This is a genomic window from Streptomyces sp. NPDC046831, assembly GCF_040645305.1.
GTDB lineage: Bacteria > Actinomycetota > Actinomycetes > Streptomycetales > Streptomycetaceae > Streptomyces.
In genome coordinates this window covers 70,400-94,439 of the sequence record NZ_JBEYXZ010000008.1, presented here as the reverse complement: position 1 = coordinate 94,439, position 24,040 = coordinate 70,400, and the positions used below count along the sequence as shown (strand labels likewise).

Annotated in this window: 24 protein-coding genes and 1 pseudogene; 17 read left to right on the top strand and 8 right to left on the bottom strand. The window is 73.1% G+C overall.

What is annotated here, in order from left to right; translation table 11 throughout:
• Positions 1 to 131 precede the first annotated feature (131 nt).
• Both ABZ920_RS10300 and ABZ920_RS10295 read left to right on the top strand, forming a co-directional pair.
• Positions 132 to 560, top strand: coding sequence for a hypothetical protein (locus tag ABZ920_RS10300; protein WP_361501218.1), 429 nt, complete (start codon positions 132 to 134; stop codon positions 558 to 560).
• 16 nt (positions 561 to 576) lie between these two features.
• Positions 577 to 1,437, top strand: coding sequence for an alpha/beta hydrolase (locus ABZ920_RS10295; RefSeq protein WP_361501216.1), 861 nt, complete (start codon positions 577 to 579; stop codon positions 1,435 to 1,437).
• A 60-nt stretch (positions 1,438 to 1,497) separates the two neighbouring features.
• Here the strand turns inward: ABZ920_RS10295 and ABZ920_RS10290 are convergent, their stop codons facing one another.
• Positions 1,498 to 2,349 carry a VOC family protein gene (locus ABZ920_RS10290; protein ID WP_361501213.1) on the bottom strand — a complete coding sequence of 284 codons (852 nt, stop codon included), beginning with the start codon at positions 2,347 to 2,349 and terminating at the stop codon, positions 1,498 to 1,500.
• A 284-nt stretch (positions 2,350 to 2,633) separates the two neighbouring features.
• Between ABZ920_RS10290 and ABZ920_RS10285 the strand changes: the two genes are divergently transcribed.
• Positions 2,634 to 3,485: a sulfurtransferase gene (locus ABZ920_RS10285; RefSeq protein ID WP_361501210.1), complete on the top strand. Its 852-nt coding sequence runs from the start codon at positions 2,634 to 2,636 to the stop codon at positions 3,483 to 3,485.
• A gap of 556 nt (positions 3,486 to 4,041) precedes the next feature.
• On the opposite strand, the gene sepH is transcribed toward ABZ920_RS10285, so the two are convergent.
• From sepH to ABZ920_RS10270, 3 genes are all read right to left on the bottom strand, one after another.
• A complete protein-coding gene (gene sepH / locus ABZ920_RS10280) occupies positions 4,042 to 5,061 on the bottom strand; it encodes a septation protein SepH (protein ID WP_361501207.1) in 1,020 nt (339 codons plus the stop codon).
• Positions 5,062 to 5,592: 531 nt separating this feature from the next.
• The gene (locus ABZ920_RS10275) at positions 5,593 to 6,912 is read right to left on the bottom strand and encodes a D-arabinono-1,4-lactone oxidase (protein ID WP_361501204.1); all 1,320 of its coding nucleotides are present in this window, start codon (positions 6,910 to 6,912) and stop codon (positions 5,593 to 5,595) included.
• Positions 6,872 to 8,110 (bottom strand): MFS transporter, encoded by a 1,239-nt coding sequence (locus ABZ920_RS10270; RefSeq protein ID WP_361501201.1) that lies wholly within the window; start codon positions 8,108 to 8,110, stop codon positions 6,872 to 6,874. Before ABZ920_RS10270 ends, ABZ920_RS10275 begins: the two co-directional genes overlap by 41 nt.
• Before the next feature lie 194 nt (positions 8,111 to 8,304).
• On the opposite strand from ABZ920_RS10270, the gene ABZ920_RS10265 reads away from it, so the two are divergent.
• The gene (locus tag ABZ920_RS10265) at positions 8,305 to 9,432 is read left to right on the top strand and encodes a ferrochelatase (protein ID WP_361501198.1); all 1,128 of its coding nucleotides are present in this window, start codon (positions 8,305 to 8,307) and stop codon (positions 9,430 to 9,432) included.
• An 8-nt stretch (positions 9,433 to 9,440) separates the two neighbouring features.
• Positions 9,441 to 10,256: an inositol monophosphatase family protein gene (locus tag ABZ920_RS10260; protein ID WP_361501195.1), complete on the top strand. Its 816-nt coding sequence runs from the start codon at positions 9,441 to 9,443 to the stop codon at positions 10,254 to 10,256.
• A 191-nt stretch (positions 10,257 to 10,447) separates the two neighbouring features.
• On the opposite strand, the gene ABZ920_RS10255 is transcribed toward ABZ920_RS10260, so the two are convergent.
• Complete coding sequence (locus ABZ920_RS10255) at positions 10,448 to 10,621, bottom strand: hypothetical protein (RefSeq protein ID WP_361501192.1); 174 nt, start codon at positions 10,619 to 10,621, stop codon at positions 10,448 to 10,450.
• 429 nt (positions 10,622 to 11,050) lie between these two features.
• Here ABZ920_RS10255 and ABZ920_RS10250 point away from each other — a divergent pair, with 429 nt between their 5' ends.
• The 4 genes from ABZ920_RS10250 to ABZ920_RS10235 all read left to right on the top strand — a co-directional run bounded on the left by ABZ920_RS10250 (position 11,051) and on the right by ABZ920_RS10235 (position 14,584).
• Complete coding sequence (locus ABZ920_RS10250; RefSeq protein ID WP_010353034.1) at positions 11,051 to 11,704, top strand: response regulator transcription factor; 654 nt, start codon at positions 11,051 to 11,053, stop codon at positions 11,702 to 11,704.
• A gap of 6 nt (positions 11,705 to 11,710) precedes the next feature.
• Positions 11,711 to 12,952, top strand: a complete 1,242-nt coding sequence (locus tag ABZ920_RS10245; RefSeq protein ID WP_361501189.1) for a HAMP domain-containing sensor histidine kinase — start codon at positions 11,711 to 11,713, stop codon at positions 12,950 to 12,952.
• 392 nt (positions 12,953 to 13,344) lie between these two features.
• Entirely contained in the window at positions 13,345 to 13,641 is a 297-nt protein-coding gene (locus tag ABZ920_RS10240; protein WP_005481602.1) for a DUF4193 domain-containing protein, read from the top strand.
• A 13-nt stretch (positions 13,642 to 13,654) separates the two neighbouring features.
• On the top strand, positions 13,655 to 14,584 hold the full coding sequence (locus tag ABZ920_RS10235) for a hypothetical protein (protein WP_361501186.1): 930 nt from the start codon (positions 13,655 to 13,657) through the stop codon (positions 14,582 to 14,584).
• 417 nt (positions 14,585 to 15,001) lie between these two features.
• Here the strand turns inward: ABZ920_RS10235 and ABZ920_RS10230 are convergent, their stop codons facing one another.
• Entirely contained in the window at positions 15,002 to 15,466 is a 465-nt protein-coding gene (locus ABZ920_RS10230) for a DUF3093 domain-containing protein (RefSeq protein WP_361501183.1), read from the bottom strand.
• Between the two features lie 102 nt (positions 15,467 to 15,568).
• On the opposite strand from ABZ920_RS10230, the gene ABZ920_RS10225 reads away from it, so the two are divergent.
• The 7 genes and pseudogenes from ABZ920_RS10225 (at position 15,569) to ABZ920_RS10195 (ending at position 20,016) form a co-directional block, all read left to right on the top strand.
• Positions 15,569 to 16,153, top strand: coding sequence for a PaaI family thioesterase (locus ABZ920_RS10225; protein ID WP_361501180.1), 585 nt, complete (start codon positions 15,569 to 15,571; stop codon positions 16,151 to 16,153).
• Positions 16,150 to 16,701 (top strand): dUTP diphosphatase, encoded by a 552-nt coding sequence (gene dut / locus ABZ920_RS10220; RefSeq protein WP_361501177.1) that lies wholly within the window; start codon positions 16,150 to 16,152, stop codon positions 16,699 to 16,701. Before ABZ920_RS10225 ends, dut begins: the two co-directional genes overlap by 4 nt.
• 1 nt (position 16,702) lies before the next feature.
• Positions 16,703 to 17,464 (top strand): DUF3710 domain-containing protein, encoded by a 762-nt coding sequence (locus ABZ920_RS10215; RefSeq protein WP_361501174.1) that lies wholly within the window; start codon positions 16,703 to 16,705, stop codon positions 17,462 to 17,464.
• 104 nt (positions 17,465 to 17,568) lie between these two features.
• Positions 17,569 to 17,979, top strand: a pseudogene (locus tag ABZ920_RS10210) (hypothetical protein); the annotation flags it as partial.
• 122 nt (positions 17,980 to 18,101) lie between these two features.
• A complete protein-coding gene (locus ABZ920_RS10205) occupies positions 18,102 to 18,794 on the top strand; it encodes an ABC transporter ATP-binding protein (protein ID WP_361501171.1) in 693 nt (230 codons plus the stop codon).
• 67 nt (positions 18,795 to 18,861) lie between these two features.
• Positions 18,862 to 19,260 carry an OB-fold nucleic acid binding domain-containing protein gene (locus ABZ920_RS10200; protein WP_361501168.1) on the top strand — a complete coding sequence of 133 codons (399 nt, stop codon included), beginning with the start codon at positions 18,862 to 18,864 and terminating at the stop codon, positions 19,258 to 19,260.
• A 3-nt stretch (positions 19,261 to 19,263) separates the two neighbouring features.
• Complete coding sequence (locus ABZ920_RS10195) at positions 19,264 to 20,016, top strand: DUF3159 domain-containing protein (RefSeq protein ID WP_361501165.1); 753 nt, start codon at positions 19,264 to 19,266, stop codon at positions 20,014 to 20,016.
• Between the two features lie 134 nt (positions 20,017 to 20,150).
• On the opposite strand, the gene ABZ920_RS10190 is transcribed toward ABZ920_RS10195, so the two are convergent.
• On the bottom strand, positions 20,151 to 20,828 hold the full coding sequence (locus tag ABZ920_RS10190; protein WP_361501162.1) for a TrkA family potassium uptake protein: 678 nt from the start codon (positions 20,826 to 20,828) through the stop codon (positions 20,151 to 20,153).
• Positions 20,828 to 21,499 carry a TrkA family potassium uptake protein gene (locus tag ABZ920_RS10185; protein WP_361501159.1) on the bottom strand — a complete coding sequence of 224 codons (672 nt, stop codon included), beginning with the start codon at positions 21,497 to 21,499 and terminating at the stop codon, positions 20,828 to 20,830. Before ABZ920_RS10185 ends, ABZ920_RS10190 begins: the two co-directional genes overlap by 1 nt.
• A 422-nt stretch (positions 21,500 to 21,921) precedes the next feature.
• On the opposite strand from ABZ920_RS10185, the gene ABZ920_RS10180 reads away from it, so the two are divergent.
• On the top strand, positions 21,922 to 23,979 hold the full coding sequence (locus tag ABZ920_RS10180; RefSeq protein ID WP_361501156.1) for an APC family permease: 2,058 nt from the start codon (positions 21,922 to 21,924) through the stop codon (positions 23,977 to 23,979).
• Positions 23,980 to 24,040: the final 61 nt, after the last annotated feature.

Below are 24,040 nucleotides of genomic sequence, written 5' to 3'. Positions count from 1 at the left end.
GCGGCCGACAGGATGCCCAGGCTGGAAGGAGCGAGGCCGGGAAGCGGTCGCCGGCCGCGCCGTCCGGCGACCGGCCGGTCACCGTGCCGGTGCCCGGTGTACGGCAGCGGCGACACGTCCCGAGGTGGCACATGACATCAGCGACGACGACCGACGCGGCGGAGGAGTTCCGCCGGCTGAGCGACGACGACCCGGAACTGCGGGCCCACGGCACGTACTACTCGTGCAGCTTCCTGCTGGACATGGACCCCCACCGGTTCCTCGTGCGGATGCACAGGGGAAAGGTGGAGGAACTGGTCACCGACCCCGAGCCGTTGGTGGCCTACGACTTCGCGATCCGCGCGGACGCGGAGACCTGGCAGGGCTTCTGCCAGGAGACGCCCCCGCCGATGTGCCACGGCATCTGGGCGGCCACGTTCCGGCGGGGCATGCGCCTGGAGGGCGACCTGCTCGTGCTCATGCAGAACCTGCGCTGCGTGACCCGGCAGCTGGAGCTGCTGCGCGTCACGGGCCCCCTCGGGCCGGCGGACGAGGCCGGGCCCGCCCCATCCTCTTCGTGAGACATAGGAGCTCCCCATGGCCAGCGGCAGGATCTCCCCGGTCACCGGCCACTACGTCACCATCGACGTGGAGGACGCGCAGTACAGGGTGTTCTACCTGGAGAACGGGCAGGGCACGCCCCTGGTGTGCCAGCACACCGCGGGCTGCCACAACCACCAGTGGCGGGACCTCCTGGAGGACGAGGAGATCACCGGCCGGTACCGGGTGATCGCCTACGACCTCGCCCGGCACGGCAAGTCGGACCCGCCGTGGAACCAGGAGTGGTGGAAGGAGGAGTACCGGCTCACCGCGGACCACTTCACGTCCTTCATCGTCGCCTTCTGCGACGCCCTCGAACTGCGGGACCCGATCTTCATGGGGTCGTCGTTCGGGGGGAACGTGGCCCTGCAGCTCGCCCTGCGGCACCCCGACCGGTTCAAGGCGGTGATCCCCGTCGAGGGCGCGGACTACTCACCCGGCTTCTACCTCGACTGGTGGCAGCATCCCCACGCCAACGCCGCCCAGGTGTGCGCCAGCGGCGTGTGGGACCTCATGGCACCGCAGTCCCCGGAGCGGGACCGCTGGGCGACCTGGTTCTACTACACCCAGGGATCGGAGGCCTTCAAGGGCGACCTGTACTTCTACTCGGTCGACCACGATCTGAGGGACCGGCTGGACGACATCGACGGCGACCGGTGCCCCGTGATCATGCTGACCGGCGAGTACGACTACCTCACCACTCCCGAGGACGGGCGCCGGACCGCGGAGGCCATCCGCGGAGCGGAGTTCATCGAGATGAAGGAGATCGGCCACTTCCCGATGAGCGAGAACTACCCGCGCTTCGCGCAGTACCTCGGCCAGGCCCTGGAGCGGATCGAGAAGCGGACCGGCTCCTGAGGCCACGGCGTACGTCCGTGCGTGCCGCACCCGCGGTCGTGCGCAGGCCGGCCGGCCCCTTCAACGGCTGGTCGCCATCTGGGGGCCCGGACGTCGGCGGGGGCGCTGGAGCAGCGCGAACCGCGTGCCGTCCGGGTCCGTCACCTGGGCCACGCGGCCGTGGGCCCCGTCGTGGGCCGGTACGAGGACCTGGCCGCCGAGGCGGACGACACGTCCCAGCGCGTCGTCCAGGCCGGCCACGTCGAAGTAGGTCAGCCAGTGCGGGCCGAGGTCCGCGGGGAGGGCGCGGCCGAGACCGTGGACGGCGGCGACGGGGCGGCCGCTCAGGGACAGGGCCGCCTGCCCGTCACCGGCCGGGTCCGCCTGCCCGTCGGCGCCCGGCGTCTTCTCCAGGCCGAACACGGTCGCGTAGAACGCGGCGACGCCGGCGGCCTCGTAGGTCAGCAGCTCGTGCCGGCCGGGGGAGCCGGGCACCCCGGTGACCGCCGAGGCCCGCGGTGCCGCCGCCTGCCGGATGCCGAAGACGGCGCCGGAGGGGTCGCAGGCGATCGCCAGCCGTCCGGCGCCGCCCGCGTCGAGCGGTCCCACCCCGATCGTGCCGCCGCACGAGCGCACCCGCTCGGCCGTCCGCTCCACGTCGCCGGAGGCGAAGTACGGCGTCCAGGCCACGGGGCGCGGGCGGTCGGGCGACAGCCGGCCGATGCCCGCGACGTCCCGGCCGCCGAGCAGCGCCCGCACCGAGGGCCCGAACTGCCGGGGCCCCGGCTCGAACTGCCAGCCGAAGAGTGCCCCGTAGAAGGCCTGCGTTGACACCGGGTCGCGGACCATCAGGCTCACCCAGCACGGCACGCCGGGTGCATACCGGGCGTCTTCCCCGTCGCTGGAGTCGCGCGGCCGCGCTGCCTCGGTCATCGTCACTCTTCTCCCGGCCCCTCGCGGCGGCCGCGTCGCTTCCGCTTCCCTGCCCACGAGCCGGTTGCCCGCACCACCGGGAACCGCGGCGCCCTGGGCGACGGTCGCCGGCCCGGCAGGCGCCCGGTGTGCCGTGTCCTGCTCGTGTTCGCGCGCTGACCGTCCGATGCGGCCACCTGTACGGCATGTGGCCGAGCCGGTACACCTCGTGATCGGACGTGCCCGGCCGAGCACAGTAGCCGGACGCGGGCGGCACGGCCACCCCGTGCGCGAGGATGGTCGCCATGAACGCCATCATCTCCGCAGCGGACCTGGCGGCCGAGCTCGCGGGACCGAACCCGCCGGTCCTGCTCGACGTCCGCTGGCAGCTCAGTGCGGGCAAGGCGGCCGGCGAGCCGCCCTTCGACGGACGTACCGACTACCGGGCGGGGCACCTCCCCGGCGCCGTGTACGTCGACCTGGACCGGGAGCTGGCCGCGCCGCCGGGGGCCGGCGGCCGGCATCCGCTGCCCGACGCCGACACGTTCGGCGCCGCGATGCGCCGGGCCGGGGTGTCGTCCGGGCGGCCGGCCGTCGTGTACGACGGGGGGCAGGGCTGGGCGGCGGCCCGCGCCTGGTGGCTGCTGCGCTGGGCCGGTCACCCGGACGTGAGGGTGCTGGACGGGGGGTTGACGGCCTGGGACGGGCCGCTGGAGACGGCCGTGCCCGAGCCGGCCGAGGGCGACTTCTCCCCGGCGCCGGGCGCGCTGCCCCTGCTCGACGCGGACGCGGCCGGGGCGCTGGCCCGCTCCGGGCTGCTGTTCGACGCCCGGGCGGGGGAGCGGTACCGGGGCGAGGTCGAGCCGATCGACCCCGTGGGCGGCCACATCCCGGGGGCGGTGTCGGCGCCCACCACCGAGAACGTGGGGCCCGACGGGCGGTTCCTGCCCGCCGACGCACTGCGCGCGCGGTTCGAGTCGCTGGGGGCGGACGGCGGCCGGGACGTCGGCGTCTACTGCGGCTCCGGCGTCTCCGCCGCGCACGAGGTCCTGGCGCTGACGGTCGCGGGCATCCCGGCGGCGCTGTACGCCGGCTCCTGGTCGGAATGGTCCTCGGACCCGGCCCGCCCGATCGCGACGGGCCCCGACCCGCAGTAGCCGGCCGTTTCCGTGGCCGGCAGGATCCGCGCGGCCGGCCCGCAGTGTTCCCGCCTGCGACGGTGGGGTCCGCTTGGACCCGCGGTAGCCGTCCGGTTCCCCGGGTGCGGGCTCCGCGCCGCCGGCCCTCAGCGTTCCGGCCCGCGCCGGTGGGTCCGCCTCGGCCCGCCGTAGCCGGCCGGTTCCGAGGGTCCGGGCCCCGGGCCGTCGGCCCGCGGAGATCGGGCCCGCACCGTGGCATGCGTCCTGCTGCCGCTGGTCGACCGGACGACGGGGATCGCGTAGGCCGGCGTGCTGCCGACGGCGCAGGCCGGCGTGCGTAGGTGCGGCGGCCCGCAGGGTGCCGCTGCCGTGGGCCCTGACCGTGCGCGCGGGTGCTCGCCCCGGTGTCGTTCGCCCGCGGGCCCCGGCCTGCACTGGCCGGCCGGTCCCCGGTGCGGGCTCCGCGCGGCCGGCCCGCGCCCACGCGCGGAGGGCCGCCCCCGACGAGGGCGGCCCTGCTGCTCGTACGGCCCGGCGGCCGGGTGCATTCCGCTCGTACGGCCCGGCGGCCGGGCTACTCCTGCTTCTTGCGGCGTGTGCCGAAGACGATCTCGTCCCAGCTCGGGACCGCCGCCCGGCGGCCCGGGCGGACGCCGTCCGCCTCGGCCTGGCGGTCGGTGGCCCCGATGAGTCGGTCGCGGTGGCTGCCGACGGAGCGCGGCATGAGGACGTCCGCGTAGGCGGAACCGGCGGAGGCCGCGGGCGCCGGGGGCTCCTCCGCGACCGCCTCGTCGTCGGGTTCCTCGTCCGGCTCGGACACCCGCTCCGGCACCACCATGTCGCCCCGGAAGCTGGGCACCGCCTCGAGCAGGCTGGTCAGCGAGTCCCGTTCGCCCGTGCTCTCCTCGGCCGGCTCGGGTGCCTGGGCGGGCACGGCCGGCCGGTCCCGGTCGAAGGACCGCTCGCGCGGCAGCCGGGCGATGCGCGGCACGAACGGGAAGCTGGGCTCCGGCGTGCCGAGGTCGTCGGACTCGCCGATCAGGGCGCGCGCCTCGTCGTCGACGGCCTGCACGAGCCGCCGGGGCGGGTCGTACGTCCAGCTCGCCGAGTGCGGTTCGGCCGCGACGCGGTAGACCAGCAGGACCTCCCACGTGCCGTCGTCGCGGCGCCAGGAGTCCCACTGGACGGTGTCCTTGTCGACGCCGCGCAGCAGCAGCCGCTCCTGCACGGCCTCGCCGAGCAGGGGGCCGGAGTTCTCACCGGGGCGGCGCACGGGCGTCTTGCGGGCCCGCTCGGCCATGAAGGCACGCTCGGCCAGGACCGGGCCCTCGAAGCGCCGCACCCGGTCGACGGGGATGCCGGCGAGCTGGGCGACTTCTTCCGCGGTGGCGCCGGCTCGTATGCGCGCCTGGATGTCGCGGGGGCGGAGATGGCTCTCCACCTCGATCTCGATCTGGCCGAGGCGGGGACGGTCGCCGCGCACGGCGGCGCGGAGCCGTTCGTCGATCGGAAGCGTGTACTCCGTGCTGTCCGCAGCCTTCAGCACCAGCCGTGTGCCGTCATTGGAGACGGCCACGACACGCAGTTCGGGCATGGGGACCTCCCGGGTGGTGCCTGCCGACGTCACGTGCGTCGCTGCTTCCGCTAGTCGAGTGTGGCCTGCCCGGGTGCAGCCTGCCACAACCTTGCCGAGTTGCCCGGCGTGTCGGGCGCGGGCCCCGGACCGCCGTTATGGCACGGTTACCTGTTCACAACGCTAAGTGACCAACTGCGTCACCCTGTGCAACCAGCTCCCTCCCGGCGGGTCCGGCGAGGTCCGGACGCCCTGGTGGGAGACCGTACCCAGGGCTCGCCAGAGTACTCCATTCGGGCCACCTGCGTGGATTGGCGCGCCGCCGAAGTTCCCGCGAGGGGCGGGACTTGGCCACCCATGGCCGCTTTTATCGACCGTGACGGTGGCGTACTTCACGTACCCCCAGGAAACGGAAGTGACGGTTTCGCCCGGACGGGGGCCGGTTGCCCGGGTGGGCCGGTGAAGTGGCGGGCCGACCAGGTACGTTCATGAAAAGGCGTAAACGGCGCGGGGGTCCGGAAAGGTCCCGGATGCCCGCCTCCGGGACGCCCGCTACGCCCCCAGCACCCGGCGCAGGTAGTCGTTCTGGAAGCGCCGGTCCGGGTCGAGGCGGTCGCGCAGCGCGGTGAACTCGCCGAAGCGTGGATACACCCCTTCGAGGTACTCCGCGTCCCGCGTGTGCAGCTTGCCCCAGTGCGGCCGGCCCCCGTGGGCGGTGAAGAGGCGCTCGGCGGCGGTGAAGTACCGCTGGTACGGGGTGCCCCGGAACATGTGGACGGCGACGTAGGCGCTCTCGCGGCCGGAGGCCGTGGACAGGGTGATGTCGTCGGCCGGCGCGGTGCGCACCTCGACCGGGAAGCTCACCCGCAGGCCCGACCGGTCGACCAGCGCCCTGAGTTCGCGCAGCGTCTCGGCCAGGGCGGCGCGCGGCACCGCGTACTCCATCTCCACGAAGCGCACCCGGCGCGGGGAGGTGAACACCTTGTAGGGGATGTCGGTGTACGTGCGGGCGGACAGGGCGCGGCTGGAGACGTGGGCGATGGCCGGGACGACGGCGGGCACCGCGCGGCCGGCCCAGTTGGCCGCCTGGAACACGCCGTTGGAGAGGAACTCGTCCTGGAACCAGCCGGCCAGCCGCCCCACCGGCCGCTCGGGTCCGGAGCTGCGGTTGTTGCGCTTGGTGTTGGTGTTGCCGGTGTGCGGGAACCAGTAGAACTCGAAGTGCTCGTTCTCCGCCCACAGTTGGTCGAACTCGGCGAGGACCCGGTCGAGGGGCATCGGCTCCTCGCGCGCCGTGAGCAGGAAGAGCGGCTCCACCGAGAACGTGATGGCCGTGACGACGCCCAGCGCGCCCAGTCCGATGCGGGCGGCCGCGAAGACGTCGCCGTTCTCCTCCTCGGAGCAGGTGAGCACCGAGCCGTCCGCCGTCACCAGCTCCAGGCCCTTGATCTGCGCGGCGATCGACGCCGACTCGCGGCCCGTGCCGTGCGTGCCGGTGCCGGTCGCGCCGGACACCGTCTGCTCCATGATGTCGCCCATGTTGGCCAGCGACAGCCCCTCGCGCGCCAGGGCGACGTTGAGCCGCCTGAGCGGGGTGCCGGCCTCGACCGTGACCGTCATGGCGGCGCGGTCGATCCGGCGTATCCCGGTCAGCAGGTCGGGGCGGATCAGCACACCGTCCGTCGCGGCGATCGACGTGAAGGAGTGCCCCGTCCCCACCGGCTTTACCCTCAGGCCGTCCTCCGCGGCCCTGCGCACGGCGGCGCGCAGTTCGTCGACCGAGGCGGGCCTGACCTCCCGCGCGGGCCGCGCGACGACGTTGCCGCCCCAGTTACGCCACGTGCCGTTCCTCGCGCTCGCCGTGCTGCCCAACGGAGCCTCCCCGACCCGCGGCCGGCCTGCTGAGCCGGCGGTACCCGAGGAAACCGACCGCGACCGCGACGGCCCCGGACACCGCCGGAACCCCGTACCCGGCCCGGGCGCCGGCGGCGTCGATCACCCAGCCGGCCACGGAGGAGCCGAGCGCCACGCCGACCGCGAGCCCGGTGCTCACCCAGGTCATGCCCTCGGTCAGGTACGCGCGTGGTACGTGCTCTTCGATGAGGGACATCGTCGTCACCATCGTGGGCGCGACGGACAGCCCCGCAACGAACAGCGCCACGGCCAGAAACGGCAGGCTTCCGACCAGTAGGAGGGGGATCATACTCACGGCCATCGCACACACGCCCAGCAGCCAGCGGCGCGCGGGCGCGCCCACCGGCCGCAGCAGCCCGAACACGACCCCCGCCAGGCAGGATCCGGCCGCGTACAGGGCGAGCACGACGCTCGCGGCGCCCTGGTGCCCCCGCTCGTCGGCGAAGGCCACGGTGACCACGTCGACCGCCCCGAAGATCGCCCCGGTCGCCGCGAAGGTGGTCACCAGCACCTGCAGGCCCCGCGAGCGCAGGGCGGAACCGCCGCCGTGCTGCTCGCGCGGGTGCGGCGCGGGCTCGGTGGCGCGCTGCGTGGTCAGCCAGCCGACGCCCACGGCGAGGAAGCAGGCGGCCAGCAGCGGCCCCGCCTCCGGGAACCAGGCCGTGGACAGGCCGATCGAGATGATCGGCCCGATGATGAAGCACGCCTCGTCGACCACGGACTCGAACGAGTGCGCGGTGTGCAGCTGGGGAGTGCCGTGGTAGACGGCCGCCCAGCGGGCCCGGACCATCGCGCCCAGGCTCGGCACGGAGCCGATGCCGGCGGCGCAGACGAACAGCGTCCAGTCCGGCCACCCCAGGCGGACGGCCAGCAGCAGCCCGGCCGCCGCGGTGAGCGCGACGGCCGTCGCCGGCCGCAGCACCCGGCTCTGCCCGTGCCGGTCCACCAGCCGGGATATCTGCGGGCCGATCACCGCGGCGGCCAGCGCGATGGTGGCCGACAGCGCGCCCGCCAGCCCGTAGCGCCCGGTGAGCCGGGAGATCATCGTGACCACCCCGATGCCCATCATCGACAGCGGCATCCGGCCGAGGAACCCCGCGGCGGAGAAGGCCAGGGAGCCGGGGGCGGCGAACAGGGCGCGGTAGGGGCTGGGCACGGGGTCTCCGGTGGGTCCCGTCCCGCGGGCACGACGGATCGCGCGCGGGACGCAGAGGGCTCGTAAGGCGTGAAGATGGCTGACACAGCTTACGGGCGGGACGGCCTGCGGCGCACCGGTGAAAAAGGCGGGGGGCCGCGGGCCCGACACCCCGCCGTTTCCCGGCTGTCCGTGCCGGGTGGCAGGATCGAGACATGCCAGACGCGCTCGATGCCAGCCCCTACGACGCCCTGCTCCTGCTCTCGTTCGGCGGCCCCGAGGGGCCCGACGACGTGGTCCCGTTCCTGGAGAACGTGACGCGCGGACGCGGCATCCCCAAGGAACGACTGAAGGAGGTCGGGCAGCACTACTTCCTGTTCGGCGGGGTCAGCCCGATCAACGCCCAGAACCGCGCCCTGCTGGACGCCCTCCGCAAGGACTTCGCCGGCCACGGCCTGGACCTGCCGGTCTACTGGGGCAACCGCAACTGGGCGCCGTACCTGACGGACACGCTGCGCGAGATGGTCCGCGACGGCCGCCGCCGCATCCTGGTCCTGGCCACGAGCGCCTACGCGTCCTACTCGGGCTGCCGGCAGTACCGCGAGAACCTCGCCGACGCGCTCGCCGCCCTGGAGGCCGAGGGCCTGGACCTGCCGCAGGTCGACAAGCTGCGCCACTACTTCAACCACCCGGGTTTCGTCGAGCCCATGGTCGACGGGGTGATCGAGTCCCTGGCCGGCCTGCCCGAGGACGTCCGCGACGGCGCGCACATCGCCTTCACCACCCACTCGATCCCGCTCTCGGCCGCGGACACCTCCGGCCCGGTCGAGGGCCACGGCGACGGCGGCGCCTACGTACGGCAGCACCTGGACGTGGCACGGCTCGTCGCCGACGCCGTCCGCGAGCGCACCGGCGTCGACCACCCCTGGCAGCTGGTGTACCAGTCCCGCTCCGGCGCCCCGCACATCCCCTGGCTGGAGCCCGACATCTGCGACCACCTCCAGGAGCGGCACGCGGCCGGGGTGCCGGCCGTCGTGATGGCCCCCATCGGCTTCGTCTCGGACCACATGGAGGTCCTGTACGACCTCGACACCGAGGCCGGCGCCAAGGCGGAGGAGCTGGGCCTGCCGGTGCGCCGCTCGGCCACCGTCGGCGCCGACCCGCGGTTCGCCGCCGCCATCCGCGACCTCGTGCTGGAGCGCGCCGCCGCCGAGCGCGGGCAGCGGGTCACGCCCTGTGCCCTGGGCGCCCTGGGCCCGAGCCACGACGTCTGCCCGGTGGGCTGCTGCCCGGCACGCACCCCCCGCCCGGCCGCCGCCGGGGCCGACAGCCCCTACGCGTGAGGAGCCCCGTGATCGACGCCCTGACCGCCGAACTGCTCGAACTCGCCCGGGAGGCGGCCCGCCGCGCCGGGGACCTGCTGCGCACCGGCCGCCCGGCCGACCTCGCGGTGGCCGCCACCAAGTCCAGCCCGATCGACGTCGTCACCGAGATGGACATCGCGGCCGAGAAGCTGATCACCGATCTGATCGCGAGCCGCCGTCCCGACGACGGCCTGCTCGGCGAGGAGGGCGCCGCCACGGAGGGCACCAGCGGGATCCGCTGGGTGGTCGACCCGCTCGACGGCACGGTGAACTACCTGTACGGCCTGCCGACCTGGGCCGTGTCCGTCGCGGCCGAGCAGGACGGCGAGACCGTCGTCGGCGTGGTGGCCGTGCCGATGCGCTCGGAGACGTTCCACGCGGTGCGCGGCCGCGGGGCGTGGGCCACCGGCGCCTGGGCGGGCGAGCGCAAGCTGGCCTGCCGTCCGGCCCCGCCGCTGGACCAGGCCCTGGTCTCGACCGGGTTCAACTACGTGGCCGAGGTGCGCGCGCACCAGGCGGAGGTGGCCCGGCGGCTGATCCCGCGGGTGCGCGACATCAGGCGCAGCGGTTCGGCCGCGGTCGACCTGTGCGACGTGGCGGCGGGCCGGCTGGACGGCTACTACGAGCGCGGCCTGCACCCCTGGGACTACGCGGCGGGCGACCTGATCGCGCGGGAGGCGGGCGTCCTGACCGGCGGGCGCCCGGGGGAGCGTCCGTCGCGCGACCTGACGGTCGCGGGTACCCCGGGCGTCTTCGAACCGCTCCAGGCCCTCCTGGAGGACCTGGGCGCCTGGCACGACTGACACCCGCGCGATGCGCGACGGGGGCGGGTGGGGCGCGGGACGGCCACCCGCGCGATGCGCGACGGGGGCGGGTGGGGCGCCGGACGTCCGACGGGCACACGTCCGGCTGACGCCGGGCTCGTGCCCGGGCGCACACACGGCGGGACCCCGGCGCTGGATTCGCCGGGGTCCCGCCGCTGTGCGCTGGTGGATCAGACGCCGAACACGCCGACTTCGACACCGTGTTCGGCGGCGAGGCGGCGCAGGTCGTCGAGCTCCGCCAGCTCCACGTCGACGAGGAAGTCGTCGCCCTCGTCACGTGCCCGGGTGAGATCGGACTCGGTCGCCTTTATGCGCTGCAGAAGTCCTGCGGTGAATGCGTCCATGCTGCGCCCCCTCGTCCTGGGTCGGGTGGGTCGGTGGCACGGGGGTGTGCCTGCGGAAGGGGCGATCACGTCTCCCATGGGTGCCCAGCGCTGCCCAGGCCGGGCGGCGGCGGTGCCGGACACCCACGCCCACTCTGCGGCAAAGCGGAACGCGGCGTGCCGCATGGTGGTACGGCACATGCAGAGCGTGATCGCGGGGTGTAAAGCCGTCCTCCCCACGCCGCATGCCGGGGAAACCTCGGCCGCCCGAGAAAATTCGGCATTTCCCGGCGCTTCCCCCGCGTCGCACCCGTCCCGCGGCGGCCGCCTCCCCGGCTTACAGCCGACTTATGGCCGAAAAGGGCAGGATGGAGGCACACACCCAGGAAGACCCCTGCCCGCGCGCGCCCGAGCGGCGCTACGCGGGTGGACAGAGGAAGGACAAGCGACGTGCGCGTACTCGTCGTCGAGGACGAGCAGCTGCTCGCCGATGCGGTGGCCACCGGACTGCGCCGGGAGGCCATGGCCGTCGACGTCGTGTACGACGGTGCGGCCGCCCTGGAGCGCATCGGCGTCAACGACTACGACGTGGTCGTCCTCGACCGCGACCTCCCGCTCGTGCACGGCGACGACGTCTGCCGCAAGATCGTCGAGCTGGGCATGCCCACCCGCGTGCTGATGCTCACCGCCTCGGGCGACGTCAGCGACCGTGTCGAGGGCCTGGAGATCGGCGCCGACGACTACCTGCCGAAGCCGTTCGCGTTCAGCGAGCTGATCGCCCGCGTGCGCGCCCTCGGCCGGCGCACCAGCGTGCCCCTGCCGCCCGTCCTGGAGCGGGCCGGCATCAAGCTCGACCCCAACCGCCGCGAGGTCTTCCGCGACGGCCGGGAGGTCCAGCTTGCGCCGAAGGAGTTCGCCGTCCTGGAGGTACTGATGCGCAGCGAGGGTGCCGTCGTCTCGGCCGAGCAGCTCCTGGAGAAGGCCTGGGACGAGAACACCGACCCGTTCACCAACGTCGTGCGCGTCACCGTGATGACCCTGCGCCGCAAGCTCGGTGAGCCCCCCGTCATCGTCACCGTGCCCGGCTCCGGCTACCGGATCTGATCCGCCGTGGCCGCCACACCCGCGCCCGTCCAGGCGCCCCCGAAGCCCACCTGGGACCCCAGAAGGCCGGAGCCGCCCTTCCCGTGGCTGCGCCCGACCATCCGGATACGGCTGACGCTGCTGTACGGCGGCATGTTCCTGATCGCCGGCATCCTGCTGCTGTCGATCATCTACCTGCTCGCCGCGAACGCGCTCAACGTGGGCAGCGAGCTGCCCTTCAAGATCATCTCCGGTCGGGTCACCAGCGACACCTGCAACTTCCCGGCCGAGACGACCGCGACCGAGCTGAACCACGCGATGAACCAGTGCGTGAACGAGCAGCGCCAGCACGCTCTGGACAGCCTGCTCAGCCGCTCGCTGCTGGCCCTGCTGGGCCTCGCCGTGATCGCGTTCGCCTTCGGCTACGCCATGGCCGGGCGGGTGCTGTCCCCGCTCGGCCGCATCACCCGCACCGCCCGCGCCGTGGCCGGCTCGGACCTGTCCCGCCGGATCGAGCTGGACGGCCCGGACGACGAGCTCAAGGAGCTGGCGGACACCTTCGACGAGATGCTGGAGCGGCTGCAGCGGGCCTTCACGGCGCAGCAGCGCTTCGTCGGCAACGCCTCGCACGAGCTGCGCACGCCGCTCGCGATCAACCGCACGCTCCTCGAGGTGCACCTGTCCGATCCGCACGCGCCCGTGGAGCTGCAGCAGCTCGGCAAGACGCTGCTGGCCACCAACGAGCGCAGCGAGCAGCTCGTGGAGGGGCTGCTGCTGCTGGCCCGCAGCGAGAACCAGATCGTCGAGCGCAAGCCGGTGGACCTCGCCGAGGTCGCCACGCAGGCGATCGACCAGGTGCACGCCGAGGCCGAGGCCAAGGGCGTCGAGATCCGCGGCGAGTGCAAACCCGCGGTCGTCCAGGGCAACGGCGTGCTGCTGGAGCGGATCGCGCTGAACCTGGTGCAGAACGCCGTGCGGTACAACATGGGCGGCGAGGAGGGCGGCGGCTGGGTCGAGGTCGCCACCCAGGTCCAGCACGGCCAGGCGGTGCTGACCGTCACGAACACCGGGCCGATCGTGCCGGCGTACGAGATCGACAACCTCTTCGAGCCCTTCCGCCGGCTGCGGACCGAGCGCACGGGCAGCGACAAGGGAGTGGGCCTCGGCCTGTCCATCGCCCGCTCCGTCGCGCGGGCGCACGGAGGCCACATCTCGGCGCTGCCGCGCGAGGGCGGCGGCCTGGTGATGCGGGTCACCCTGCCCCTCTGAGGTCCAGCCGCGACACCCGGCGGTTTCCGCCCTGCGCGGAATTTTCCGGGCGCGCGACACGCTCCGCCCTGTGTGATCGATCACATGAGCGGTTTTCCGGCCATCCACTCTCAGTGATCATGTGAGGGGTCGGAAAGCCGGGAAACTCCTGGTTTTCAGGGGTACCCATCACGGGAAGTACACGGTGGGGCCGCTTTGAAGTACGGCATCCGGACCGTGTACGGTCCCCATCGCCATCCAAGCCGATCACTCTTGAGGGGTCCGGTTGGGTGTCGATTGAGTAACAGACCTTGATGTGAGGCAAAATCTCCGCCTCGGGTCGGGCACAAGTCCGGCCTCTCACGCGTTACGTGCGCTGGAGACACCGCAGACACCCAGAGGGGGAGAGCGACATGGCAACCGACTACGACACCCCACGCAAGACCGACGACGACGTCGACTCGGACAGCCTTGAAGAGCTGAAGGCCCGGCGGAACGACAAGTCGACCTCCGCCGTGGACGTCGACGAGTTCGAGGCCGCCGAAGGCCTGGAGCTTCCCGGCGCCGACCTCTCCAACGAGGAGCTGGCCGTCCGGGTACTGCCCAAGCAGCAGGACGAGTTCACATGCATGAGCTGCTTCCTGGTGCACCACCGCAGCCAGCTGGCCAGGGAGAAGAACGGCCAGCCGATCTGCCGCGACTGCGACTGAGGGAGGGTCGGCCGTGACCGGCTCGACCCCTCCCTGGAAGCGCCGCTCTTCCCGCGGGAAGGCGGACCCGGAGCCGTCCGACGGCTCCCACGGCGCGCGTGACGACGAGCGAGGCCGGTCCCGTCCATCCGGCACGTCCGGTACGGCAGGACCGGCCTCGCTCGCATCCGTGTCCGGGCGCGGTGAGGGTGCGGCACCCCCACCGGATCCCGCGCCCGCCCACCGGACGGGCAGGTCCGCGGAGATCCGCGACAGGGTCCGGGAGGCGGCCCGCAGGGGCGCCCGCGGCCGTGCGGGACTGACGTACGTCACCGAGCGCATCATCGAGATCGCCCCCCGCGTGCCCGTGCGCGACCTGGCGACGCTCCGCCGGCAGTTCCCGGGCCTGGGCCCCGAGCAGCTCGCGGACAAGCTGGTGGCGGGCGCGTCGAAGGCGACGTCGACGGTCGGTGCCGGGGTCGGGGCGGCGGCGATGCTGCCCGTGCCGCCCGCGATGCCCGCCGAACTGGCCGCCGAGATCATCTCGGTCGCTGCGATCGAGCTGAAGCTGATCGCCGAACTCCACGAGGTGTACGGGGTGCGGCCCCCCGGAAAGCTGAAGGACCGCAGCACCGCGTATCTGTCCTCGTGGTCGGGGGAGCGCGGGATCGACGTGCTCAGGCCGTCGACGATCAGCACGGCGCTGGGCGGCGGGATGAGACGCCGGCTGCGCCGGCAGATCATGAAGCGGACCGTGCGCGACGTGCCGAACCTGCTGCCGTTCATGGTGGGCGCGGCCGTCGGCGCGATCATGAACCGGCGGGAGACCAGGAAACTCGCGGCGCGCATCCGAGACGATCTCCGCAAGGTGCGGGTGCCCTGGGAGGCGCTGCCCGAGCTCTCGCCCCTGGAGCGGCCGGCGGACGCGCTGGACCTGGGTGACACCCCTGCGCCCGGCACCTGACCGGCGGCCGGACCTCGCCCGCCCCACCGGCCCCGCCTCTGACCGGCGGCCGACCGCACCGGCCCCGCCTCTGACCGGCGGCCGACCGCACCTGCCCCGCTTCTGGTCGGCGGCCGACCCGCCCCGCTCCTGACCGCAGCCGGTCCCGCACGTCCCGCTCCTGAGCGGGCGACCACAGCCGGTCCGGCCCGCCCTGCTCCCGACCGCAGCGGATCTCGCCCGCCCCGCCCCAGACCGCGGCCGGTCCCGCGCGCCCCGGAGCCCGTGGGGCGCAGCCGCTCGGAGCGGAGCCCGAGCCGTGACCGGCGCCGGAGTCCGGACGGCAGCCGAAGCCCGGAACGGGGCCGCAGCCGCAGCCCGAGCCATGAGCAGCCTCGGGTCCCGTACCCCAGCCGGGACGCGCGCCCGGTCAGCCGTTCACACGGCGGCCGCGCGTGCCTTCTCCAGGGCTTCCGCCAGGCCCTCGGGGTTCCGCGTCGACAGGTACAGATAGGGCGTGGGATCGTCCGGGTCGGTGACCTGCACGCGCAGCGCCCGGGGGATGTACGCGCGCAGCAGGAGGAAGGCGCGGGTGTCCGCCTTGTAGGTGCGCCAGGCGCGGGCCTCCTCCGCGTCCAGCACCTCCGCCTCGCCGAGCGCGGTGACCGGGATCTTCGCCTCGCCCGCGATCAGGGAGCCGCCGACGACCCGGATACGGACCGAACCGTACGAACTCGCGGCGACGGCCGCGACCGCGGTGCCGCCGACCAGGCCGCCGAGCATCGGCAGGGTGCCGAAGGGCAGCACGATGAGGGCGCAGGCGACGCCGGTCAGGAAGCTGATCACCCACCAGGAGCGGGGCGCGGTGAGGCGTTCTTCGTACGGAGGGGCGGAGAGCTGCATGGAGCCAAGCTTGGCACGGTGGGGGCGGGCCACCCCGGTCAGGGCCGCCGGCGCCGGGCGGGGCGGCGGCCCGGGAGCGCCGGACGGGTAAGGTCTGCGGCTGTGAGTGGTACCTCCCCGGCTCTTCAGCCCCCCGCCGACGCCGCGCGGCCCGTGCGGCATCCCGACGCCCCCGCTCCCGGCGAACTCCTCGGCGCGCACTACGACCGGTGTTTCGGCTGCGGCGGAGAGCAGCCGCACGGACTGCACCTGCAGGCCCGGGCCGGCGACGGCGTCGGCATCACCGCCGAGTTCACCGTGCAGCCCGCCCACCAGGGAGCGCCCGGCCTCGCGCACGGGGGAGTGCTCGCGACCGCCCTGGACGAGACCCTCGGCTCGCTGAACTGGCTGCTGCGGACGATCGCCGTGACCGGACGGCTGGAGACCGACTTCGTGCGGCCGGTCCCGGTCGGTACGACGCTGTACCTGGAGGCCGAGGTCACCGCGGTGGCCGGGCGGAAGATCTACTCGCGGGCCACCGGCCGCGTCGGCGGTCCGGACGGGCCCGTCGCGGTCCGCGCCGAGGCCCTGTTCATCGAGGTCAAGGTCGACCACTTCGTCGACCACGGCCGCGAGGAGGAGATCCAGGCCGCGATGAGCGACCCGGACCAGGTCCGGCGGGCCCGCGCCTTCGAGGTGAACCCGTGAGCCGCGACCCGGTGGACGTGCTGATCCGGCGCGTCGATCCGGAGGTGCCGCTTCCGACGTATGCCCATCCCGGCGACGCGGGGGCGGACCTGCGCACCACGCGGGCCTGCGAACTGGGACCCGGTGAACGGGCCGTACTGCCCACGGGGGTGTCGGTGGCGCTGCCGGAGGGGTACGCGGCCTTCGTGCATCCCCGCTCCGGGCTTGCCGCGCGGTGCGGTGTCGCCCTCGTGAATGCCCCGGGGACGGTTGATGCCGGGTACCGTGGGGAGATCAAGGTGATCGTGGTGAATCTCGACCCGCGCGAGTCCGTGCGGTTCGAGCGCTTCGACCGGATCGCCCAACTGGTCGTCCAGCAGGTCGAGAGGGTCCGCTTCCAGGAGGTCGCGGAGCTTCCCGGCTCCGCGCGGGCCGAGGGCGGCTTCGGGTCCACCGGCGGCCACGCCGCGGTGGACGGCAAGGGCGGCACCAGCGGTCAGGCCGCCGTGGGCGGCGAGGCGGGTGGGTATCGATACGCTTCGGTCGTATCCGACCGGGAAGGACAGTGACGTGTTCGGACGTCGCAAGAAGAAGGGTGCCGCCGAGGGCGCGGCCGGCGAGGCCGAGCAGGTCGTCGACAGTGTCGACACCGAGGCGGACGACGAGGGCGAGCGCGAGCGCGTGAGGCTCGAGCCCGAGCCGCGGCCCGACGGGCCCTGGGACAGCTCCGAGGTGCGCGACCCGGCCGAGGGCCGCGTGGACCTGGGCGGTCTGTTCGTGCCGGGCGTCGACGGCATGGAGCTGCGGGTGGAGGTCGCCGGTGACGCGATCGTGGCGGCGACGGTCGTGCTGCGCGACAGCGCCATCCAGCTGCAGGCCTTCGCCGCGCCCAAGCGCGAGGGCATCTGGGGCGAGGTCCGCGAGGAGATCGCCTCCGGGATCACCCAGCAGGGCGGCATCGTCGACGAGGTGGAGGGCCCGCTGGGCTGGGAGCTGCGGGCCCAGGTGCCCGTTCAGCTGCCGGACGGCACCGGCGGCTTCCAGGTCGTCCGGTTCGTCGGCGTGGACGGCCCGCGCTGGTTCCTGCGCGGGGTGATCTCCGGGCAGGGCGCGGTGCAGCCGCAGGCGGCCGGACTGCTCGAGCAGATCTTCCGGGACACCGTCGTGGTCCGCGGCGAGGGGCCGATGGCGCCCCGCGACCCGATCGTCCTGAAGCTGCCGAACGACGCCCAGATGGTGCCGGAGGGCGTCCAGCAGGACGAGGGCCAGTCCCGCTTCGCGGGCGGCATGGGTCAGCTGCAGCGCGGACCGGAGATCACCGAGGTCCGCTGACCGGCACACGCAAGGGCCGCACCCCGCGGGGATGCGGCCCTTCGTCACGTCCGGGCCCGGCAGGTGAACGGCGTCCCGCCCCACGGCCGCGCGCGACCCCCCCCATCGTCGCCCACTGGCAGGGTCAGTCCACCTTCGTCACCGGCCTCACCCAGGACACCTGCCGCGACGTCACGCACACCGGATACGGCATCTCCGCCATCTCCCACATCGCCGAGACCAGCCGCATCCAGGGCCAGGACCTGTACGGCACCGACGTCGGCGAGCGGCTGCGGCAGGCGCTCGGGTTCCAGGCCGGGTACGAGCTGGGCGCCGCCGTCCCCAGCCGGCTGTGCGGCGGCTCCGTCAACCGCGGGCTCGGCCCGGTCACCGAGGTCGGCTACAACGCCCTGCACAACCGGCTGGGCGTCGCCATGACCAACACCCAGGCGCTGACCGAGCAGAACCGCCCCGCCGGCAGCAACAACCTGTTCGCCGCCTGGGAGACCCGCACGCACGGGGACGATCCCGCCTGAGCCGCCGGCCGGCGGTCCCGCCCGCCGTGCGGATCCACGCGGTGGAAGACTGGACCGTTGAACGGACCGGGCGCCCTGGTGATACTGGCGCCCGGTCCACGGGGGACCACCGGGGAGGGAACATGAGCCAGGTCGCCACCGGGACCATGGTGCGGGTCGAGGACGTCCACAAGTCCCACGGGCACGGAGCGGCCGCCGTGCACGCCCTGCGCGGGGTCTCGTTCGAGGTCCCGCGCGGCGAGCTCGTCGCCCTCAAGGGGCGCTCCGGATCCGGCAAGACCACCCTGCTGAACATCGTCGGCGGGCTCGACGAGCCGGACCGCGGACGCGTCGAGGTCGACGGGTCCGACCTGTCGCGCCTCGGCGAGGACGGGCTGCTCGCGCTGCGCCGGGACCGCATCGGCTTCGTCTTCCAGTCCTTCGGGCTCATCCCCATCCTCACGGCCGCCGAGAACGTCGGCGTGCCGATGCGGCTGCGCCGGATCCCGCCGCGCGAGCGGGAGGAACGCGTCGGACTGCTGCTCGGGCTCGTCGGGCTCGCCGGCCACGCCGCGCAGCGCCCGGGCGAGCTGTCCGGCGGCCAGCAGCAGCGGGTCGCGATCGCCCGCGCCCTCGCCAACGAGCCCGCCCTGCTGATCGCCGACGAGCCGACGGGGCAGCTCGACGCGGAGACCGGGCACGAGGTGATGCAGCTGCTGCGCGCCGTCGTACGCAGCGAGAACGTCACCGCGCTGGTCGCCACGCACGACAGCACCCTGCTCGATCTGGCCGACCGGGTGCTGGAGCTGAGCGACGGTGAGATCGTCGAGCGCTGACCCGGGCCGCACCGGCGGGCCCGGCCGCGGGTGCGTCACCCCGGGGGCGTCCCGGTACGCTTCAGATATGAGTGCTGTCCCTCGTTCCGAGAAGCCGGTGGGCCGGTTCCGGCGCATGCTCGACCGGCTCTCCACGTCCCAGGAGGACCTGGAGTCGGAGGAGCTGCGGGAGGACGCCGAGACCACGGGCTGTACGCGCATCGGCGACTGCCACGACCGGCAGATCGTCACCGTTACTGGTACCTTGCGCACGGTCACCCTGCGTCCGCGCGCCGGAGTCCCGGCCCTGGAGGCCGAACTGTTCGACGGCACCGCCGCCCTGGACGTGGTGTGGCTCGGCAGGCGCTCCATCGTCGGGATAGAACCGGGGCGCAAGCTGATCGCATCGGGCCGGATCTCGATGAGCCGGGGCCGCCGGGTGCTGTTCAACCCGAAGTACGAACTGCGACCCCTCGGACGGGAGTAGCCGGTGACGTCCCTCGACAAGCCGACCGAAGAGACATCCGCGGACGACGCCCGGGCGGTGACGGAGGCCGCGCTGTTCGAGGCGTTCGGCGGGGTGCGGGGCATGGTCGAGACGGTGCTCCCCGGCCTGCTGTTCGTCACCATCTTCACGATCAACAAGAACCTGCACTGGTCGGCGCTCGCGGCGCTGGGCGTGTCGCTGGTCCTGGTCGTGGTCCGGCTGGCGATGAGGGACACCGTCAAGCACGCGTTCAGCGGCGTCTTCGGCGTGGCCTTCGGCGTGGTCTTCGCGATGATGACCGGCAACGCCAAGGACTTCTACCTGCCCGGCATGCTCTACACCCTGGGCCTTGCGCTGGCGTACATCGTCAGCACGCTGGCCGGGGTCCCGCTGATCGGCCTGATCCTCGGACCGGTCTTCAAGGAGAACCTCTCCTGGCGCACCCGCAACCCGGGCCGCAAGAAGGCCTACGCGAAGGCCAGCTGGGCCTGGGGCCTGATCCTGCTCGCCAAGTGCGCCATCCTCTTCCCGCTGTACTGGTGGGCGGACACCACCCAGCTCGGCTGGGTCCTGATCGCCCTGAAGATCCCGCCGTTCCTGCTGGCCGTCTGGCTGACCTGGCTGTTCCTGGCGAAGGCGCCCGCGCCCATCGACGTGTTCGCGGAGATGGAGGCGGAGGAGAAGGCGGAGCAGGAGCGGGCGGCCGCCGGCGGGGCGCAGGGGGCGGCGCCGGGCCGCCACCGGCGCGAGCCCTGAGCGACCGGCCTCCTCCAGGGCGGACGGCCCCGCCCTCGCCCTCCCGGGCCTCTTCGCGCAGGAGGCCCCGACGCGGTACGGAAAAGGGGTGCCCCGTCAGGACGGGGCACCCCTTTCGTCGTCCGCCCGGCGGGTCAGCCCGCCTCGTCCGCCCGCCGCACCGACAGCAGCTCCTCCAGCTGCTCCTCGCGGGCCTGGGCGGCCACGAACAGCAGCTCGTCGCCCGCCTCCAGGGAGTCCTCCTGGGACGGGGTGAGCACCCGCGCGCCGCGGATGATGGTCACCAGGGAGGTGTCCTGCGGCCACTCGACGTCGCCGACCTGCGTGCCGGCCAGCGCCGACTCGGGCGGCAGCGTCAGCTCGACGAGGTTGGCGTCGCCGTGGCTGAAGCGGAGCAGGCGGACCAGGTCGCCCACGCTCACCGCCTCCTCGACCAGCGCCGACATCAGGCGCGGGGTCGACACGGCCACGTCCACGCCCCAGGCCTCGTTGAACAGCCACTCGTTCTTCGGGTTGTTGACGCGGGCCACCACCCGCGGCACTCCGTACTCGGTCTTCGCCAGCAGCGAGACCACCAGGTTGACCTTGTCGTCGCCCGTGGCGGCGATCACCACGTTGCAGCGCTGGAGCGCCGCCTCGTCCAGGGACGTGATCTCGCAGGCGTCGGCCAGCAGCCACTCGGCCTGCGGGACGCGCTCGACCGAGATCGCGGTCGGCGCCTTGTCGATGAGAAGGACCTCGTGGCCGTTCTCCAGCAGCTCGCCCGCGATCGAGCGACCGACCGCGCCGGCACCGGCAATGGCGACCCTCATCAGTGACCGCTCTCCTCTTCGGGGCCCTCGGCGAACGCCGCCTCGACCTTCTCCACGTCGTCCGTCCGCATCATCACGTGCACGAGGTCCCCCTCCTGCAGCACCGTCTGCGAGGTGGGCAGGACGGCCTCGCCGAGGCGGGTCACGAACGCCACCCGGACGCCCGTCTCCTCCTGCAGCCTGCTGATCTTGTGGCCGACCCACTTCGGGGAGGCGTGCACCTCCGCGAGCTGGACGCCGCCGGTGGGGTCGCGCCACAGCGGCTCGGCGCCCGAGGGAAGCAGACGGCGCAGCATCTGGTCGGCCGTCCAGCGGACCGTGGCCACGGTCGGGATGCCGAGACGCTGGTAGACCTCGGCGCGGCGGGGGTCGTAGATACGGGCCGCGACGTTCTCCACGCCGAACATCTCCCGGGCCACGCGCGCGGAGATGATGTTGGAGTTGTCACCGCTGGAGACGGCCGCGAAGGCGCCGGCCTCCTCGATGCCCGCCTCGCGCAGGGTGTCCTGGTCGAAGCCGATCCCGGTGACCCGGCGGCCGCCGAACCCGGGACCCAGTCGGCGGAAGGCGGTGGGGTCGCGGTCGATCACGGCGACCGTGTGCCCCTGTTGCTCCAGGGTCTGGGCCAGAGCGGAACCCACTCTCCCGCAGCCCATGATGACGATGTGCACGACCGTCCTTCCGGTGTCAACAGCTACTGCTCGGCCACATCAGGGTCTCAGACAGAGGGACAAGCTACACATGCGCGGTACGGGGTGGGCACCCTCGTACCCCGGCGGCCGGTCCAGGACCCGCCGCGGCGGTCCCCACCACCGTCTCAGTCGGCGCCGGAGGCCCCGCGCCGACTGATGCTGCGCACGCTGAACAGGGTCAGGAATCCGAGGCCGAGCAGCCCGGCGGCGGCGCCGATCAGTTCTGCGGTCGTGGGCATGGCAACCTCCGGGGCCGACGTGGTGCGGGGTGCGGCCATCCAGCCACGGCGCGTCCGCCACCTGCGGGATCCGTAGCGCCGACCGGCCCGGATTTCACCCGTGAGGCAGATCTCGGGTGGCGGGTGGGCGACCCTCTGTTCGAAGGCCTACGATCCTTTCTTGTGTCCAAACTGACCGACGTGCCCAAACGCCTCCTGATCGGGCGCGCACTGCGCAGTGATCGGCTGGGTGAAACGCTCCTGCCGAAGCGCGTCGCCCTCCCCGTCTTCGCCTCCGACCCGCTGTCCTCCGTGGCCTACGCCCCCGGAGAGGTACTGCTGGTGCTGTCCGTCGCGGGCGTGTCGGCGTACCACTTCAGCCCGTGGATCGCCGTCGCGGTCGTCGTGCTGATGTTCACCGTCGTCGCCTCCTACCGGCAGAACGTGCGCGCCTACCCGAGCGGCGGCGGCGACTACGAGGTGGCGACGACCAATCTCGGGCCCAAGGCCGGTCTGACGGTCGCGAGCGCCCTGCTCGTCGACTACGTCCTCACCGTCGCCGTCTCCATCTCCTCCGGCATCGAGAACCTCGGCTCCGCGATCCCGTTCGTCGTCGAGCACAAGGTGTTCTGCGCCGTCGCCGTGATCGTCCTCCTCACGCTGATGAACCTGCGCGGAGTGAAGGAGTCGGGCACCCTCTTCGCGATCCCCACGTACGTCTTCGTGGCGGGCGTCTTCATCATGATCCTGTGGGGGGCGTTCCGCGGGCTGGTCCTCGGCGACACGATGCGGGCACCCACGGCCGACTTCCACATCAAGGCCGAACACCAGGGACTAGCCGGGTTCGCCCTCGTCTTCCTGCTGCTGCGGGCCTTCTCCTCCGGCTGTGCCGCGCTCACCGGCGTCGAGGCGATCTCCAACGGCGTCCCCGCCTTCCGCAAGCCCAAGTCGAAGAACGCGGCGACCACGCTGGCCATGATGGGCTTGCTCGCCGTGACCATGTTCTGCGGCATCATCGGCCTCGCCAGGGCCACGAACGTCCGCATGGCCGAGAACCCGGCCGCGGACCTGCTGCGCGGCGGCGTCCCGGTCGGCTCCGGCTTCGTCCAGGACCCGGTGATCTCGCAGGTCGCCGAGGCCGTCTTCGGCAACGGCAGCTTCCTGTTCGTCGTGCTGGCCGCGGCCACCGCGCTCGTCCTCTTCCTCGCCGCCAACACCGCCTACAACGGCTTCCCGCTGCTCGGCTCGATCCTCGCCCAGGACCGCTACCTGCCCCGGCAGCTGCACACCCGCGGCGACCGCCTGGCCTTCTCCAACGGCATCGTGCTCCTCGCGGGCGCGGCGATGCTGCTGGTCGTCCTCTACGGCGCCGACTCGACCCGGCTGATCCAGCTGTACATCGTCGGCGTGTTCGTGTCCTTCACGCTCAGCCAGACGGGCATGGTCCGGCACTGGAACCGCCACCTGGCCACCGAGCGGGACCCGGCCAGGCGCAGCCACATGGTGCGCTCGCGTGCCATCAACACCTTCGGCGCCTTCTTCACCGGCCTGGTGCTGGTCGTCGTCCTCGTCACGAAGTTCACGCACGGTGCCTGGGTCGCACTGCTCGGCATGTGCATCTTCTTCGCCACGATGACGGCGATCCGCAAGCACTACGACCGCGTCGCCGAGGAGATCGCGGCCCCCGAGGGCCCGAGCGACGACATGGTGCGGCCCTCCCGCGTCCACTCCGTCGTCCTCATCTCCAAGATCCACCGTCCCACCCTGCGCGCCCTGGCCTACGCCAAGCTGATGCGCTCCGACACCCTGGAGGCGCTGACCGTCAACGTCGACCCGGCGGAGACGAAGGCGCTGCGCGAGGAGTGGGAACGGCGTGGCATCGACGTACCGCTGAAGGTGCTGGACTCGCCCTACCGCGAGGTCACGCGGCCGGTCATCGAGTACGTCAAGAGCCTGCGCCGGGAGTCCCCGCGCGACGCCGTCTCCGTGATCATCCCCGAGTACGTGGTCGGCCACTGGTACGAGCACCTGCTGCACAACCAGAGCGCGCTGCGCCTGAAGGGCCGGCTGCTGTTCACGCCGGGCGTGATGGTGACCTCGGTGCCCTACCAGCTGGCCTCGTCCGAGGCGGCGAAGCTGCGCGCCCGCAGGCGGCAGGAGTGGAACGCGCCCGGCTCGGTGCGGCGCGGCCCGGCCCAGGCCGGCTCCCACCCGCAGCGGGAGAGCGGCACGCGGAGCTGAGGCGCGCGGCGAGCACGTAGACTGGTGGGCTGTTGTCCGCCCGTTCCCCCGTCATCGATCT